This window comes from Micromonospora sp. NPDC007220 (assembly GCF_040634035.1).
Classification (GTDB): Bacteria; Actinomycetota; Actinomycetes; order Mycobacteriales; family Micromonosporaceae; genus Micromonospora; species Micromonospora reichwaldensis.
The window spans coordinates 17,614-33,355 of record NZ_JBEYEU010000022.1 but is presented as its reverse complement, the minus strand read 5'-3'; the positions used below and the strand labels follow the sequence as shown (position 1 = coordinate 33,355).

The 15,742-nt window shown below is 74.4% G+C and carries 14 protein-coding genes; 8 read left to right on the top strand and 6 right to left on the bottom strand.

All coding sequences use genetic code 11. The features are described 5' to 3' along the window. Positions 1-499 precede the first annotated feature (499 nt). From ABZ573_RS26330 to ABZ573_RS26320, 3 genes are read right to left on the bottom strand one after another with little or no spacing between them, the layout of a single operon-like run. On the bottom strand, positions 500-1,450 hold the full coding sequence (locus ABZ573_RS26330; protein WP_151457184.1) for a VWA domain-containing protein: 951 nt from the start codon (positions 1,448-1,450) through the stop codon (positions 500-502). Next, the gene (locus ABZ573_RS26325; RefSeq protein ID WP_132238734.1) at positions 1,447-2,451 is read right to left on the bottom strand and encodes a DUF58 domain-containing protein; all 1,005 of its coding nucleotides are present in this window, start codon (positions 2,449-2,451) and stop codon (positions 1,447-1,449) included. Before ABZ573_RS26325 ends, ABZ573_RS26330 begins: the two co-directional genes overlap by 4 nt. Further along, on the bottom strand, positions 2,430-3,542 hold the full coding sequence (locus ABZ573_RS26320; RefSeq protein WP_132238733.1) for a MoxR family ATPase: 1,113 nt from the start codon (positions 3,540-3,542) through the stop codon (positions 2,430-2,432). The genes ABZ573_RS26325 and ABZ573_RS26320 overlap by 22 nt, the downstream gene beginning before the upstream one ends. 278 nt (positions 3,543-3,820) lie before the next feature. Here ABZ573_RS26320 and ABZ573_RS26315 point away from each other — a divergent pair, with 278 nt between their 5' ends. The 3 genes from ABZ573_RS26315 to ABZ573_RS26305 all read left to right on the top strand — a co-directional run bounded on the left by ABZ573_RS26315 (position 3,821) and on the right by ABZ573_RS26305 (position 6,169). Beyond that, positions 3,821-4,051, top strand: a complete 231-nt coding sequence (locus ABZ573_RS26315; protein WP_327029016.1) for a hypothetical protein — start codon at positions 3,821-3,823, stop codon at positions 4,049-4,051. 22 nt (positions 4,052-4,073) lie between these two features. Then, complete coding sequence (locus ABZ573_RS26310) at positions 4,074-4,613, top strand: PH domain-containing protein (RefSeq protein WP_225852482.1); 540 nt, start codon at positions 4,074-4,076, stop codon at positions 4,611-4,613. Positions 4,614-4,750: 137 nt separating this feature from the next. Beyond that, positions 4,751-6,169: a PH domain-containing protein gene (locus ABZ573_RS26305; protein WP_358121739.1), complete on the top strand. Its 1,419-nt coding sequence runs from the start codon at positions 4,751-4,753 to the stop codon at positions 6,167-6,169. A 25-nt stretch (positions 6,170-6,194) separates the two neighbouring features. Here ABZ573_RS26305 and ABZ573_RS26300 read toward each other — a convergent pair whose 3' ends face one another. Further along, entirely contained in the window at positions 6,195-7,238 is a 1,044-nt protein-coding gene (locus tag ABZ573_RS26300; protein ID WP_358121665.1) for a phosphatase PAP2 family protein, read from the bottom strand. A gap of 258 nt (positions 7,239-7,496) precedes the next feature. On the opposite strand from ABZ573_RS26300, the gene ABZ573_RS26295 reads away from it, so the two are divergent. Continuing rightward, the gene (locus tag ABZ573_RS26295) at positions 7,497-7,901 is read left to right on the top strand and encodes a hotdog domain-containing protein (protein ID WP_151457646.1); all 405 of its coding nucleotides are present in this window, start codon (positions 7,497-7,499) and stop codon (positions 7,899-7,901) included. Beyond that, on the top strand, positions 7,898-8,725 hold the full coding sequence (locus ABZ573_RS26290; RefSeq protein WP_151457647.1) for an MBL fold metallo-hydrolase: 828 nt from the start codon (positions 7,898-7,900) through the stop codon (positions 8,723-8,725). The genes ABZ573_RS26295 and ABZ573_RS26290 overlap by 4 nt, the downstream gene beginning before the upstream one ends. Positions 8,726-8,843: 118 nt before the next feature. On the opposite strand, the gene ABZ573_RS26285 is transcribed toward ABZ573_RS26290, so the two are convergent. Beyond that, on the bottom strand, positions 8,844-9,779 hold the full coding sequence (locus tag ABZ573_RS26285; protein WP_358121663.1) for a PfkB family carbohydrate kinase: 936 nt from the start codon (positions 9,777-9,779) through the stop codon (positions 8,844-8,846). A 65-nt stretch (positions 9,780-9,844) separates the two neighbouring features. On the opposite strand from ABZ573_RS26285, the gene ABZ573_RS26280 reads away from it, so the two are divergent. Next, entirely contained in the window at positions 9,845-10,219 is a 375-nt protein-coding gene (locus ABZ573_RS26280) for a nuclear transport factor 2 family protein (protein WP_358121661.1), read from the top strand. A 279-nt stretch (positions 10,220-10,498) separates the two neighbouring features. Continuing rightward, complete coding sequence (locus ABZ573_RS26275) at positions 10,499-11,617, top strand: lytic polysaccharide monooxygenase (RefSeq protein ID WP_327029020.1); 1,119 nt, start codon at positions 10,499-10,501, stop codon at positions 11,615-11,617. Positions 11,618-11,762: 145 nt separating this feature from the next. Here the strand turns inward: ABZ573_RS26275 and asnB are convergent, their stop codons facing one another. Then, positions 11,763-13,724 carry an asparagine synthase (glutamine-hydrolyzing) gene (gene asnB, locus ABZ573_RS26270; protein ID WP_151455284.1) on the bottom strand — a complete coding sequence of 654 codons (1,962 nt, stop codon included), beginning with the start codon at positions 13,722-13,724 and terminating at the stop codon, positions 11,763-11,765. Positions 13,725-14,038: 314 nt separating this feature from the next. On the opposite strand from asnB, the gene ABZ573_RS26265 reads away from it, so the two are divergent. Next, positions 14,039-15,520 carry an aminopeptidase P family protein gene (locus ABZ573_RS26265; protein ID WP_151455283.1) on the top strand — a complete coding sequence of 494 codons (1,482 nt, stop codon included), beginning with the start codon at positions 14,039-14,041 and terminating at the stop codon, positions 15,518-15,520. Positions 15,521-15,742: the final 222 nt, after the last annotated feature.

The following is a 15,742-nucleotide window of genomic DNA, read 5'->3' as shown; positions in this document are numbered from 1 at the left end:
GGCCCCGCCGACCGCAGGAGGTGATCGCTGTGCGAGATAGCGATCCTCCCAGTCGTGGCCGGGCCGAACGTCAGCCCCGCTGAGCCACGACTCAGCAGGTGAGCTGACCCAGCTCCGCTCCCCGCCCCGCCCGGTCACCGGCCCCGCGCCGGTCGGCCGCGCCGCGCCGGGAGCCGCCCGGTCACGACTTCGTGTGCGCGTCCCGACCCACCCCTCTGCGGTCCGCCCCCGCACGCGCGGACCGTCCAGTCGCCGCCCGGAGCCGTCCATGAGCCGCTACGTCGCCCCGCTGGGCTTCACCCTCGCCGCCGTCTGGGTGGCCGTCGTCTTCGTCCTCGCCGGCGGCGCCGCGCACTGACCACCGGCGACGGCACGCACCGACCGTCGGCACGCACCGACCGCCTGCGACGGCGCGGACCGACCGCCGGCACGCACCGACCGCCGCGCCGTCGCCGGCCGTCGGGGCGCGCCCGGCCGCCGGCCACCCCGCACCCGTGCGTCAGAGCATCCGCGAGGACCACAGCAGGTTGAGGGCCCCCGCGCAGAGTGCCAGCAGCAGGGCCACCCCCGCGTACCACTGGGTAACCTCGCGGGGCTCCGTGCGGAACCCGATCGAGCTGCCCATGTCCTGGTAGACCTGCTTCAGCTCGCTCACCGACGCCGCCTCGTAGAAGTAGCCCTCGGTGGCCTCGGCCAGGTCGGCCAGGGCCAGCCGGTCCACCGGCACCCGTTGCAGCTGGCCGCCGATGTCCACCTGCCCGGAGTCGGTGCCGAAGGCGATGGTGGAGACCGGCACGTTCGCCGCCTGCGCCGCGGCGGCCGCCTCCTCCACCGACCGGCCCGAGGTGCGGTACCCGTCGGAGAGCAGCACGATGCGGGCCGGCGGGATCCCCGCCGCGCCGTCGGCCGGCACCGACCGGATCGCCTCCAGGCAGGTGAAGACCGCCTCGCCCGTCGCCGTCGCCTCGGCCAGCACCAGCCCGTCGATCGCGGCGGTCACCGCGTCCCGGTCCTTGCCCGGCGGCACCAGCACGTTCGCCGACTTGGCGAACGAGACCAGCCCCAGGTTGTAGCTCTCCGGCAGCTCGCCGACGAACTGCTTGGCCGCCTCCTGCGCCGCCTCCAGCCGGTTCGGCGCCACGTCGTCGGCTTGCATGGACAGCGACACGTCGATGGCGAGCATCACGGTGGCCCGCTCCAGCGGCTCCCGGGTGTCGACCGACGGCCGGGCCAGCGCGGTCGCCAGCACCAGCAGGCAGAGCAGGAACGCCGTCGCCGGCACGTGCCGGCGCCAGCCCAGCCCCTTCGGCGCCAGGGTGCGCAGCAGGTCCACGTTGGTGAACCGCATCGCGTACGCCCGGCGGTGCAGCTGCCGCCAGACGTAGAGCGCGGCGAGGGCGAGCACCGGCAGCACGGCCAGCAGCCACCACGGTTGCAGAAAGCGGATCATCGTGTCGTCCCCCTGGTGCGCGCGTGCCGCTGCGCGGCCACGAAACGCACCATGTCGAGCAGCCAGTCTCGGTCCGTACGCAGTCGCAGGTGGGCCGCGCCGGCGCCGCGCAGCGCCGCGGAGATCTCCGCGCGCTGGGCGGCCGCCGCCTCGGCGTAGCGGTGGCGCAGCCGCGGGTCGGCGGTCTGCACCTCGTGCAGCTCGCCGGTCTCCGGGTCGACCACCGGCAGCACCCCGACGTCGGGCAGCTCCAGCTCCCGGGGATCGACCACCTCGATCGCCACCACGTCGTGCCGGACGCGCAGCTTACGCAGCGGCCGGGACCACCGCTGCGGCGGGGCGAGGAAGTCGGAGATGACCACCGCCACGCCCCGGCGGCGGGGCGGCCGGTTGAGCATGTCGACAAGCGTGCCCAGGTCGCTGCGCCCGGGGCGGATCTCGGTGCCGGCGATCGCCCGTAGCAGCGCGTGGGCCTCCTTGCGGCCGGAGCGCGCGGGCAGCCGGGTGTAGACGTCCGGGCCGGCGACCGGCGGCGCGGCGCGCCACCGGCGGGCCGGCGCGCTCGTGCCGCCGCCGCTGCCGATCACCGCGCCGATCCGGTTGCCGCCCCGGACGGTCAGGTGGGCCAGCGCCGCCGCGGCGGCCACCACGACGTCGCGCTTGAGCCACCGGCCGGTGCCGAAGTCCAGGCTCGCCGAGAGGTCCACCGCCAGCCACGTCTCCAGCTCCCGGTCGGCCACCGTACGCCGGACGTGCGGCATCGTCGTGCGGGCGGTGACCGGCCAGTCCATCCGGCGTACGTCGTCGCCGGGGCGGTACTCCCGGGACTCCCCCGCCTCGCTGCCCGGCCCGGGCAGCAGGCCGGCGTAGTCGCCCTGGAGCAGGCCGTCGAGCTTGCGGGTGACCATCAGTTGCAGCCGCGACAGGACGGCCTCGGTGCGGTCGGAGGGGACGTCGGCAGGCCGACGGGCGGGTGAGGTCACGGACGCTGCCCGGGCCAACCGGCGCCGGGCGGCGCGGAGGTCGGCATGGGTGCGGGGGTGGCCTGCTGCCGGGGCGCGACCGAGGGCAGCGGGATGGTGGACATCACCCGGTGCACCACGTGGTCGGCGGGCACGTCGTCGGCGAGCGCGTCGTAGCTGAGCACGAGCCGGTGGCGCAGGATGTCCGGCGCGATGTCCTGCACGTCCTGCGGCAGGGCGTAGTCCCGGCCGCGCAGCAGTGCCAGCGCGCGGGTGGCCCGGACCAGGCCGAGCGAGGCGCGCGGGCTCGCGCCGTACTGGATGAGCTGGGCGACGTCCGGCATCCCGTGCTCCGCCGGGGCGCGGGTGGCCAGCACCAGCCGGACCGCGTAGTCGACCAGGGCGTTGTGCACGAAGACCTGGTCCGCCTTGCGTTGCAGGGCGATCAGGTCGGGGGTGGTGAAGACCGGCGCCGGCTGCGGCGGGGCGACCCCCATCCGGTAGACGATCTCCCGCTCCTCGGCGTCGGTCGGGTAACCGACGACGATCTTCATGAGGAAGCGGTCCCGCTGGGCCTCGGGCAGCGGGTAGACCCCCTCCTGCTCGATCGGGTTCTGCGTCGCCATCACCAGGAACGGGTCGGGCACCCGGTGGCTCTCGCCGCCGATGGAGACCTGCCGCTCGCTCATCACCTCCAGCAGCGCCGACTGCACCTTGGCCGGCGCCCGGTTGATCTCGTCGGCGAGCAGGAAGTTGACGAACACCGGGCCCAGTTCGACGTCGAACTTCTCGCTCGACTGCCGGTAGATGCGGGTGCCCATGATGTCGGCGGGCACCAGGTCGGGGGTGAACTGCACCCGGGCGAAGGAGCCGCCGACCACCCTCGCGAGGGTCTCCACCGCGAGGGTCTTCGCGACCCCCGGCACGCCCTCCAGCAGGCAGTGGCCGCGCGCGAGCAGCGCGACGAACATCCGCTCCACCATCCGGTCCTGCCCGACGATCACCCGTTTGATCTCGAACAGCGCCCGCTCGAGCAGGGTCGCGTCCTCGGCCGGCGTGGTCACCGGCTCGGGTGTCTCCGGGCCCGTCCCGTTCGGCGTCGGGGCGTCGGGCGTGGTCGGCTGGGCCACCGGTCCTCCACAGCATGATCGGTTGTCGCGCGGCGTGGTGCGTATCAAGACTCGCATGCCCGGCTGAGTGCCGAGGTGGGGAGAAGCCGATTCTCGCCGCCGCGTCCCCGATGCCGGGTCGCGGGCCCGCCACGCCGTCGGGCGGTACGAAATCGCCGCTCACGGGTGGACAGGGACCGGCCCGGCGCGTGTACCATTCACCCGTCGCCGGGCGGCTCCCCCCGTGGCCGCCCGGCGCTCAAACTTCCGGTGCCGCCACCGCCCCTAGACTGGTCGGGATGAGCAGCCCCCTTCCCGCCGACGAGCCGCTGGTCTGCTCGTCCCGCGGATGTCGTGCCCCCGCCCACTGGGCGCTGAGGTGGAACAACCCCCGGCTGCACGACACCGACCGGCGCAAGACCTGGCTCGCGTGCACCGAGCACCGCACCACCCTCGGCGACTTCCTCGACGCCCGTGGCTTCCTCCGGGAGGTCGTACCGGCGCCCGGATCGCCTACGCTCGAAGGGTGAGCGCGCACAACGGATGTCCCCGGTGAACAGTGACGGGTCCGCCGGCCCGCCGCCGGCGCCACCCCTACCGCCGGCGGGCCCCCTGGAGCCGTGGCCGGACACCGTCCGCTGGCAGTCGATCTCGTCCGACCTGATCTGGGTGGAGCTGATCCGCCTGGCGCTGGTGCTGGTCGTCCTCGCCCTCGGGCTGGGCGTCGGCTGGGCGTTCAGCGGCAGCGGCTTCCTCGGCGCGGCACTCGGCGTGGTGCTGCTCTTCGGCGTCCTGCGGGGCGTGACGATCGTCCGCGCCGTACGGGCCTGGGGCTACGCGGAGCGGGAGGACGACCTGCTGGTCCGGCACGGGCTGCTGGTGCGGCGGCTCTCCATCGTGCCGTACTCGCGGATGCAGTTCGTCGACGTCAGCGCGGGGCCGCTGGAGCGCGCGTTCGAGCTCGCCACCGTGCAGTTGCACACGGCCGCCGCGGCGAGCGACGCCCGGGTGCCCGGGCTGCGCCCGGCGGAGGCGTCCCGGCTGCGCGACCGGCTCACCGCGCTGGGCGAGGACCGGGCGGAGGGCCTGTGAGCGACCCGGCCGCCCGGGGCACGGACCACGCCGGCCCGTCCCCGGCGGAGCCGGGCGTCCTGCCGGAGCCGACCGGACCCGGTGCGCCCCCGCCGCCGACCGGACCCGACGTGCCACCGGAGCCGACCGGGCCCGGTGTGCCGCCGGAGGCGGCATGGCGCGACGCCGGGTCCGGCTTCCCGCCCCCGGCGACCGGGCCCGTCACGCCGGGCCCGGTCCGGTCTGCCGGGGCGCCCGGGGGCGCCGAGCCGCGGCAGCGGCTGCACCCCCTCAGCCCCGCCCTGCACGGCGCCAAGTCCCTGGTCGTGGTGATCGCCGGCCTGTCGTGGTCGACGCTGTCGCGGGTCGGCTTCGGCTGGTTCGCGCTGATGGCGGTGGTGCTGGCCCTGGGTGCCACCGTGCTGGCCGTGGTGAGCTGGTACTACACCGGCTACCACGTGGTGGGCCGCGAGCTGCGGGTGCACGAGGGTCTCCTCTGGCGACGCACCCGGGCGATCCCGCTGGAGCGGCTCCAGGCCGTCGAGGTGGTCCGTCCGCTGCTCGCCCAGCTCACCGGCCTGGCCGAGCTGCGGCTGGAGGTGGTGGGCGGGGGCAAGACGGAGGCGCCGCTGGCCTACCTGAGCGTCGCCGAGGCGACCGCGCTGCGCCAGCGGCTGCTCGCCCTCGCCGGACGGATCGCGGCCGAGCCGGGCGCGCCGCCGGCGGGAGTGGCCGCGGGACCGGCGGGGACCCCGGCACCACCGCCCGGCCGGCCCCTGCACGCCGTGGCCAACAACGACCTGCTGGTCAGCCAGCTGCTGACCCCGCAGGCGTTCATGATCCCGTTCGGCGTCGCGTTCGTGGTGGCGCAGTTCCTCTCCGAGGACTCCTGGTCGTTCGTCGCGGTGGCGAGCACCCTCACCGCCATGGCCGGCGTGCTGCTGCAACCGGTGCGGCGGGTGCTCGACGACTGGAACTTCCGGCTCGCCCGGGACGAGGGCACGCTGCGGATCCGCAACGGCCTGCTGGAGACCCGCGCGCAGACCGTGCCGCTGGACCGGGTGCAGGCCGTCGGGGTGACCTGGCCGCTGCTGTGGCGGGTCAAGGGCTGGCTGCGGCTGCGCCTGGAGGTGGCCGGCTACTCCGCCGGCGAGGCCGACGAGCGCAACCGGCCGGACCGGCTGCTCCCCGTCGGTGACCGGGCGACCGGCGAGGCGATCGTGACCGAGGTGCTGCCCGGGGTGCGGCTGGCCGCGCTGCCGCTGAGCCCGCCGCCGACGCGGGCCCGCTGGCTCAACCCGCTGAGCCGGGGCGTGCTCGGCGCCGGGCTCGACGACCGGGTCTTCGCCGTCCGCTCCGGCCTGCTCACCCGGCAGTTGGCGCTCGTGCCGTACGCCCGGATCCAGAGCGTGCGGGTCGTGCAGGGGCCGGCGCAGCGGCGGCTGCGGCTGGCGACGGTGCACGCCGACACCGCCGGCGGCGCCGGCGCGGCCGCCCGGGACCGGGACCTCGCCGAGGCGTGGGCCCTGGCGGCGGAGCTGACGGCCCGCTCGCGCGCGGCCCGCCGGGCGGGCTGACCGCGCCCGTCCGCACGCGGGTTGTTCAGCGGGTTGCCGTGACCGGCGGCGGCTCGGCGGCGGCCGGCGGGTCGGTCGGCTCGGCCGCAGCGTCGGGGTCTGGCTCCGCCGGGGACCGCCGGGCCTTGCGGGCCGCCCACCAGCGCTCCGCCAGGCCGACCACCAGGAAGGCCATCCCGACGTACGCCCAGCCGACGAGCACGTCGATGACGTAGTGCTCGCCGCTGTAGACGAGGGTGAACGTCATCGCCAGCGGGTAGGCCAGCAGCAGCGGCCACCAGCGGCGGCGGGTCTGCCGCAGGAAGAACAGCACCACGAAGAGCGCGAACGCGGTGTGCAGCGAGGGCATCGCGGCCACCGGGTTGGAGGCGATCTGCCCGGCGTTGAGCAGGTTGCCGGCGCCGTGCATGCCGAACGCCTTCCAGCCGCGCGTGGATATCCGCGCGACCTCCTCCAGCAGCCCGTTCTGCGCCGCCCACCAGGGCGGGGCGGCCGGGTAGAGGAAGTAGGTGACCAGGCCGGTGGCGCACAGGAAGCCCCAGCGGCGCATGAAGGCCGCCCACCGCCCCCGGTCCCGCAGCCAGAGCACCGCCGCGGCGGCCAGCGCCACCACGAAGTGCGAGAAGTAGACCCAGCTGACCGCGACGTCCCACCAGTGCACCTCGGGCCGGTAGAGGTGCTCCTGGAGCCAGGTCGTCGGCACCTGCCCGCCCGTCGCCCAGCCGAACATCACCCGGTCGGCGACGATCAGCTCGTACGCGTGCGGGGTGGCACCGTTGTCGGCGAAGCCCCGGGACAGGTTGTAGACGGCGAGCAGCAGCACCACCGGCACCCAGTCCCGCGCGAAGCGCAGATGGCTGCGCCACGGCCGGCTGCTGTTCCAGGCGATCGTCCCCGCCCAGATCCACAGGAACGCGTACGCCGGGTCGGTCGGCAGGCCGATGCCGAGCCAGCCGGCGACGAAGGCGACCCCCCAGAGTGTCATCGCGACCACGCGACGACGCCCGCCGTCGGGTGCGGCGGGTGGCTCGGTCCGGGCGGGGGGCTGGGGGTCGGTCGCGACAGACATCGCGGTCAAGGTTAGCGGCGCGGGCGGCATCGCCCCACGCCGACCACCCGGCCGCGCCGTCCTTCCGGGCGCGGCGGGACCGGCAGGCGCGGCAGACCGGAACGGCGGGCGCGGCGGGCGCGGCAGGCGCGGCGGGACCGGCGCGGAACCGGCGGCCGGGTGCGGCGGTTCCGCGTCGCCCAGGGGCGGTGTGCGCCGGTGGGGGCGACCGACGCGCACGCGCCGCCGCCCGCCGCCCGCCTCGTCTAGGCTTTGGCCATGCAGGAGCAGCCGGAGCCCGCGCTGACCCCGGGCCTCACCGCCCGGGTGGAGCTGACCGTCGCCGACACCGACACCGCCCAGGCGGTCGGCTCCGGAGACGTGCCCGTCCTGGGCACGCCCCGGGTGCTCGCCCTCGCCGAGGCCGCCACGGTGGCGGCCACCGCCGCCCGGATGCCCGGCGGGTCGACCACCGTCGGCACCCGGGTCGAGCTCGACCACCGGGCGGCCACCCCGGTGGGGCGCACGGTGGTGGCGCAGGCCCGACTGACCGCGGTCGAGGGGCGGCGGCTGTACTTCGAGGTCAGCGTCAGCGACGGCGACGAGACGGTCGCCGAGGGCCGGGTGGAGCGGGTGCTGGTCGACCGGCAGCGCTTCGTGGAACGCGCCGCGCGGTCGTCGTGACCGCCCGCTTCACGCGGGTCGCCGACGGGGTACACGTGCTGCGCGAGCCGCTGCTGCACGTCAACGTCACGCTCGTCGTCGGCGACGGGGCCGCCCTGCTGGTCGACACGCTCTCCACCGCCGGGCAGGCCGCCGAGCTGGCCGCCGCCGCCCGGGCGGTCACCCCCCATCCGTGGACGCTGGTGAACACCCACCACCACTTCGACCACTGCTTCGGCAACGCGACCCTCGCCGCCGACCCGCCCCGCCCGGTGTACGCCCACGAGCTGGCCGCCGAGGCGATGCGCGAGCCGGACCGGCTGCGCCGGGAGGCGTACGCGGAACTGCGCGACGCGCACCCCACGCTGGCCGCGGAGGTGGCCGGGACGGAGCTGCTGGCGCCGACGCACACCGTGCACGGCGAGACCGTGCTCGACGTGGGCGGCCGGCGGGTGGTGCTGCGCCATCCCGGTCGCGGGCACACCGCCGGTGACCTGGTGGTGCACGTGCCGGACGTCGACGTGCTGGTCGCCGGGGACCTGGTGGAGCAGAGCGGCCCGCCGGCCTTCGAGGAGTCGTACCCGTTGCAGTGGCCCGACACGGTGGCGGAGCTGCTGCGGATGACCACCCCGGCCACAGTGGTCGTGCCGGGGCACGGCGAGCCGGTCGACGCGGCGTTCGTACGCGCGCAGCACGCCCAGCTCGTCGAGCTGGCCTGGCTCATCCGCGCCGGGCACACCGGCGGCGCCCCGCCGGAGCGCGTCGCCGCCGAGGCGCCCTTCGGGGCCCGTCCCGCCCTGTACGCCGCCCGCCGCGGCTACGCCGAACTCGACGGCACCGCCTGACGGCGACCGCCTCGCGTCACCTGCGGCTGCTCTCCGTGGTCAACGGCTGGCCGGCACCCGAGAGCCTGGCGCCGGCCCTCGACTGGTCCGTCCGGGCCCTGCGGGCCCGCACGCCGGCCTAGCGGGCGAAGCGGGCGTGGACCTCCGCGCGGGTGGGCATGGCGGTCGCGCCGCCGGGTGACTCGCAGACCAGGCCGGCGACCCGCAGCGCGAACGCCACCCGCTCGTGCCAGCCCGCCGGCTCGGCGGGTTCGCCGCCGGCCAGCAGCTCCGCGACGAGGGCGCCCATCACCGAGTCGCCCGCGCCGGTGGCGTCCACCGCGGCGACCTTCGGCGCGGGTACGCGTACCGGATCGGCGCCGGCGGCGGCGACCACCGCGCCGGCCGCGCCGAGGGTGACCACCACGGTGCCCGCGCCGAGTTCCCGCAGGTACGCCGCCACGCCCTCCTCGGGTTCGCCCGGGTAGAGCAGCTTCGCGTCGGCGGCGCTCAGCTTGACCAGGTGGGCGCCGGCGGCGAACTCGGCCACCACCTCGCGCAGCCCGGCCAGCGCGGCCGGCCCGTCGAGCAGCCTGGGACGGACGTTGGGGTCGAAGACCCGCAGCCCGGACGCCAGCGCCCAGGCCCGGCGCGCGGCGGCCAGCGCCGGCGCCTGGAGCAGCACGATCGATCCGCAGTAGAGGACGTCGGCGCCCGCCACCAGGTCGGCGTCGAGGCCGTCGGGGCCGAGCAGGCCGTAGGAGGGCGGCTCGCCGTAGAACCGGAAGTCGGGTTCCGGGCCGGCGAAGGTGGCCACCGCCAGCGCGGTCGGGGCGGCGACGGTGACCGCCCCGGCCAGGCCGACGCCCGCGCCGGTCAGGAAGTCGCGGATCCGCCCGGCCAGGACGTCGTCGCCGAGCGACCCGACGAACTGCACCGCGCCGCCGAGCCGGGCGACGGCGACCGCCACGTTCAGCGGCCCGCCGCCGACGGCCTGCCGGTAGACCGGCTCGCCGTCACGCTCGGTGTCGAGCAGGTCGACCAGTGCCTCGCCGAGCACCACCGCGTATCCCATTGGTGTCCTCCGTCCACGCCGCGCGCCGACCGATCTTGTCGCACCAGGCTGGCACAGTACGCGCCATGACGAGCGCCGAAGCCACCGTATCGGCCTACTGGACGGCCTTGGAGGCGCGGGACTGGGAGGCCGTCGCCAGGCTGCTCGCCGACGACGTGGTCTACCACCTGCCGCAGACCCGCGAGCGGATCGTGGGCCGGGAGTCGTTCCTGCGCTTCAACCAGGAGTACCCCGACGGCTGGCACCTCACGGTGAACCGGCTGGTCGCCTCGGGCCGGCGCGCCGCCACCTGGATCACCTGCGCCTACCGGGGCGAGGAGCTTGCCGCCACGAGCTTCTTCGACCTCGACGACGCCGGTCTCGTCCGCGAGATCACCGAGTTCTGGCCGGCGGCCTACGAGCCGCCGCCCGGCCGCGAACACCTCGCTGACCGCTACTGACACATCGAGCAACGGCTATTGCGCCTCGTCACCGTCCCGTGGTGGGATGGCGCTTGCCGGGCGGTTGCGGGGGCTGCCGCGCCGCCGGCGCCGGGTTCACATCCACGCGAGGGCACCGGCCCGCGAGTCGGGCCGCCGACGGCGCACGTACGCCGGCCATCCGCGCCGGGGCACGTCCGCCGCGACCGTCTTGCCCGCGCCGCAGCGGGGCGGCCCGTGCTGCCACCCCGCGCGCGTTGCCCGTGGGACTCCCCCGTCCCACGAGTGAGGAGAACCCCCGTGTCCCACCGATCGCGTATGGCCGCGTTGCTCACCGCGGCCGCCACCCTTCTCGCGGGCGCCGTCGTCCTGACGGCGGGGCCCGACCCCGCCGCCGCGCACGGCACCCCGATGGCCCCCGGCAGCCGCACCTTCCTCTGCTGGAAGGACGGCCTCTCGTCCACCGGCGAGATCAAGCCGAACAACCCGGCATGCTCCGCCGCCGTGGCCCAGAGCGGGGCCAACTCGCTCTACAACTGGTTCAGCGTGCTGCGCTCCGACGCCGCCGGCCGGACCGTCGGTTTCATCCCGGACGGCAAGCTGTGCAGCGGCGGCAATCCGGGCTTCGCCGGCTACGACCTGGCCCGCACCGACTGGCCGCTGACCCACCTGACGGCCGGGGCGCGGATGGAGTTCCGCTACAGCAACTGGGCCCACCACCCCGGCACGTTCTACTTCTACGTCACGAAGGACAGCTGGAGCCCGGGCCGGCCGCTGGCGTGGAGCGACCTGGAGGAGCCGTTCCTGACGGTGACCAACCCGCCGCAGCGCGGCTCGAGCGGCACCAACGACGGGCACTACTACTTCAGCGGCAACCTGCCCACCAACAAGAGCGGCCGGCACCTCATCTACTCGCGCTGGGTGCGCTCCGACAGCCAGGAGAACTTCTTCGGCTGCTCGGACGTCACCTTCGACGGGGGCAACGGCGAGGTCACCGGCGTCGGCCCGGGCGGCACGCCGCCGCCCAACCCGACCACGCCCCCGCCCAACCCGACGACCCCGCCGCCCAACCCGACCACGCCCCCGCCGAACCCGACCACGCCCCCGCCGCACGGCGGGGACTGCATGCCGATCTTCAAGGTGGTCGGCACCTGGAACGGCGGCTTCCAGGGCGAGGTAACGATCATGAACCACAGCTCGTCGACCTGGTCGGGCTGGACGGCCAACTGGACGTGGCCCAGCGGGCAGACCATCAACAGCCTCTGGAGCGGCACGCTGAGCGGATCCGGTTCGTCGGTCACCGTGACCAACGCGCCCTACAACGGCACGATAGCCCCGGAGGGCACCACGACCTTCGGCTTCGTCGCCACCACCAACGGCACCAACACCCTGCCCACGGTCACCTGCTCCGGCCGCTGAGCCCCAACCCCGACCCTGCGCCCAGGTTCGGACCCCTGAAGTGATCAAGAGGTTTGCGTCCCCGGGAACGACTCCGGGGACGCAAACCTCTTGGTCGACACCGTGGCCGCCGGCCAGGCGCGGGGCCCGGGTTGCAGTGGCCGGGTCAGCGGACCATGGAGCCGACCACGGGCTTGGTGAGCAGGGCGGACTGGTTGCGCTGGATGCCCGGGTCGAGGGTCTTGGCGACGAAGATGGCGTGCCAGATGCAGAAGATGAGCACCGTCCACACCTTGCGGGAGTGGTCGGCCTCCTCCCGCTTGTGCTCCTCCAGCAGCCGCATCGCGTACGACAGGTCGAGCAGGTCGCCGGCGCCGGAGGTGGACAGCACGTGCCGGGCCCACTCGTACATCTCGCCGCGCAGCCAGACCCGGGTGGGGGTCGGGAAGCCGAGCTTCTTGCGGTTGACGATGGCCGGCGGCACCACGCCCTGCAACGCCTGGCGCATCGCGTACTTGGTGGCGTCGGAGCGGGGCGGGAGCTTGAGGTCCACCGGGATCCTGGACGCCACGTCGAACACCGCCCGGTCCAGGAAGGGCACCCGCACCTCCAGCGAGTGCGCCATCGAGATCCGGTCGGCCTTGACCAGGATGTCGCCGCGCAGCCACGTGTAGAGGTCGACGTACTGCATCTTGGTGACGTCGTCGAGCTCGGTGCACTCGGCGTAGATGGGCGCGGTGACGTCGGTGTAGCGGACCGAGGGGTCGTAGCGGCGCAGCAGGTGCTGCTTCTCCTCCTCGGTGAACATCCGGGCGTTGCCGTAGTAGCGCTGCTCGATCGGGGTGGTGCCGCGCTCCAGGAAGCTCTTGCCCTTCACGCCCTGCGGGATGGCCTTGGAGACCGCCCGCAGCCCCTTCTGCACCCCGTCGGGCAGCCCGTTGACCGAGCTCAACGACAGCGGCTCGCGGTAGATGGTGTAGCCGCCGAAGAACTCGTCGGCGCCCTCGCCGGAGAGCACCACGGTGACGTGCTCGGCGGCCTTCTTCGCCACGAAGTAGAGGGGCACCAGGGCCGGGTCGGCCACCGGGTCGTCCAGGTGCCAGACGATCTTCGGCAGCGCCTCGATCATGTCGTACGGCCCGATCTTGGTCGGGATGGTCGTCACGTCGAGGTGGCGGGCCGAGTCCTGGGCGACGTCGATCTCCGAGTAGCCCGGAACGTCGTAGCCGACGGTGAAGGTCAGGATGTTCGGGTTGAACTCCCGGGCCAGGGCGACCACCGCGGTCGAGTCGATGCCGCTGGAGAGGAACGAGCCGACCGGCACGTCGGAGCGCATGTGCATCCGGACGCTCTCCCGCAGCGTCTCCCGGATCTCGTGGTAGAGCCGCTGCTCGTCGTCGACCGGGGTGGGCCGGAACACCGGCCGGTACCACCGGCGCACGTCGATCCGCCCGCCCGGGGTCCAGGTCAGGTATTCACCCGAGCCGATCCGGCTGATGCCCTTGTGCAGGGTGCCGGGCTCGGGCACGTACTGCAGGGTCAGGTAGTGGCTGAGGTTGGCCGTGTCGATGCCGGCGTCGCCCTGGTAGTTGGAGTGCGCGAAGGGCAGCAGCGCCTTCTTCTCCGAGGCCAGGTAGAGGCCGTCGGCGGTCTCCAGGTAGTGCAGCGGCTTGATGCCGAAGTAGTCCCGGCCGCCGAACGCGCGGCGCTCCTGCCGGTCCCAGATGACGAAGGCGAACATGCCGCGCAGCCGGGTGAGCACCTGCTCGCCCCAGTAGTGGAAACCGGCGACGATCACCTCGCCGTCACCGGCGGTGGCGAACTGCGCGCCGAAGCTCCGGATCAGCTCCTCGCGCAGCTCGATGTAGTTGTAGATCTCGCCGTTGAAGGTGAGCAGGTAGCGCCCGTTCGCGTAGGACAGGGGCTCTTGGCTGGAGGCCACGTCGATGATCGCCAACCGCTTGTGCGCGAACACCCCGTCCGCGTACCGGCCGGAGGCGTCGCCGACCACCTCGACACCGGTCTCGTCCGGTCCGCGGTGGTGCAGGCATTCCAACGCCCCGGCGATGTTGTCGCGGTGGGCGGCGGCGTCGCCGCGCGCGCTGAAGAAGGCCAGGAGTCCGCACATGGTCGCCATCTTTCCACGCGGCCCGAGCGGGCGTCGCAGCACCGCTGGGCTCCACGCCGCGAGGCTGCCCGGCCCGCGCGTCGCACGCGTTCCGGGTCGCTGCCGACCGGATGCGCCTGCGGGAGGCTGTCGAGCTGATGTCGTAGACGACTCGGGCAACCCCCGATGTCGCGAACGACTCAGCTCGACAGCGTCGTGCGACCGACTCGCCCACCGCCCGGCTCGCCGGCCACCGCCTGTCCCGGCGCGATCCGGCCGCCGCGCTGCGCGGTAGCGTCTGACCTGCAACGATGCGGAGACGGAGGGGGCGGAGCATGACCGAGGGACGTACCGACAGCAGGCCGGCGGACGGCACCGGGTCGCACGACCCGGACTTCCCCGAGGCGTTCCTGGCGTTCATGCGGCAGGGCTGGCGGGACACCACCCTGCCGGTCGGCCCGCGGCCCGAGGTGCCGAACCACGCCAGGCGCCGGGCCGCGCTCTCGGCGGCCTTCCCGGGCGAGACCCTGGTGATTCCCACCGGCGGCGAGAAGGTACGTGCCAACGACACCGACCATCCCTTCCGGCCGGGCAGCGACTTCGTCTACCTCACCGGCGACCACGACCCGGACGGGGTGCTCGTGCTGCGGCCGAACGGGTCGGGCCACGACGCCACCCTCTACATGCGGCCCCGGTCGTCGCGGCGGACCGACGAGTTCTTCCGCAGCCGGCACGGTGAGCTGTGGGTCGGTCGGCGGCACACCCTGGCCGAGAAGTCGGCCGAGCTGGGTCTGCCCACGGCGGACCTGACCGAGCTGGACGCGACGCTGGCCGACCTGGCGCCGGGGCGTACCCGGGTGCTGCGCGGCTTCGACGCCCGGGTGGACACGGCCGTGCGCCCGTACGACGGCCACCGCGCCGAGGGCCAGCCGGCCCGCGACCGGGAGCTGGCGATCGCCATCTCGGAGCTGAAGCTGGTCAAGGACGAGTGGGAGATCGCCCAGCTCCAGGACGCGGTCGACGCCACCGTCCGGGGATTCGAGGACGTGGCCCGGGCGCTGCCGGCGGACCGGGGCGTGTCGGAGCGCCTGCTGGAGGGGATCTTCGCGCTGCGCGCCCGGCACGACGGCAACGACGTCGGCTACGGCTCGATCGTCGGCGCGGGCGAGCACGCCACGATCCTGCACTGGGTGCACAACCACGGCGCCACCCGGCCGGGCGAGCTGCTGCTGATGGACATGGGCGTGGAGAACCGCAACCTCTACACCGCCGACGTCACGCGGGTGCTGCCAGTCGACGGCCGGTTCACCCCGCTCCAGCGCCAGGTCTACGACGCCGTGCACGCCGCGCAGCAGGCCGGCATCGACGCCATCCGCCCCGGCGTGGCGTTCCGGGAGGTCCACCTGGCGTCGATGCGGGTGCTCGCCCAGGCGCTGTCCGACCTGGGCCTGCTGCCGGTGGGCGTCGACGAGGCCATGGACGGGCGGTCGACGGTCTACCGGCGCTGGACGCTGCACGGCACCAGCCACATGCTCGGCATCGACGTGCACGACTGCGCGAACGCCCGCAAGGAGAAGTACCGGGACGGCACGCTGGGCGAGGGCTACGTGCTCACCGTCGAGCCCGGGCTCTACTTCCAGCCGGAGGACGAGCTGGTTCCCGAGGAACTGCGCGGGATCGGCATCCGGATCGAGGACGACATCCTGGTCACCGCGACCGGCGCGGTGAACCTCTCCGCCGGGCTGCCGCGCGCCGCCGACGAGGTGGAGACCTGGCTGGCCGAGCAGCGCGAGGCGGGTCCGCGCCTGCCGGACTGACCGCGCCCCGCATCCTCGCCGCAGCCCGGCGCGACCCACGTCGCGGCCGGGCTGTTCGCCGTCCGGCCCCGGGCGGCGCCGTTGTCGCCGCGCGGAGCTGGCGTCGGAATCCGCCCGCATATCGCCCGAAAAGCGCAGGTCTCTCACTTTCATCCTCATCGTGAAGACATCTCACTTATGTTGTCACTGAACCTGTCTAACCGATTCAGGGCTGGTTACGCC

Coding starts and splice junctions, on each gene's coding strand:
- ABZ573_RS26330 (WP_151457184.1), bottom strand. CDS start 1,450: ATGATCCGCTTTCTGCAACCGTGGTGGCTGCTGGCCGTGCTGCCGGTG.
- ABZ573_RS26315 (WP_327029016.1), top strand. CDS start 3,821: ATGAGCAGCCCCCTTCCCGCCGACGAGCCGCTGGTCTGCTCGTCCCGC.
- ABZ573_RS26300 (WP_358121665.1), bottom strand. CDS start 7,238: ATGTCTGTCGCGACCGACCCCCAGCCCCCCGCCCGGACCGAGCCACCC.
- ABZ573_RS26295 (WP_151457646.1), top strand. CDS start 7,497: ATGCAGGAGCAGCCGGAGCCCGCGCTGACCCCGGGCCTCACCGCCCGG.
- ABZ573_RS26285 (WP_358121663.1), bottom strand. CDS start 9,779: ATGGGATACGCGGTGGTGCTCGGCGAGGCACTGGTCGACCTGCTCGAC.
- ABZ573_RS26280 (WP_358121661.1), top strand. CDS start 9,845: ATGACGAGCGCCGAAGCCACCGTATCGGCCTACTGGACGGCCTTGGAG.
- asnB (WP_151455284.1), bottom strand. CDS start 13,724: ATGTGCGGACTCCTGGCCTTCTTCAGCGCGCGCGGCGACGCCGCCGCC.
- ABZ573_RS26265 (WP_151455283.1), top strand. CDS start 14,039: ATGACCGAGGGACGTACCGACAGCAGGCCGGCGGACGGCACCGGGTCG.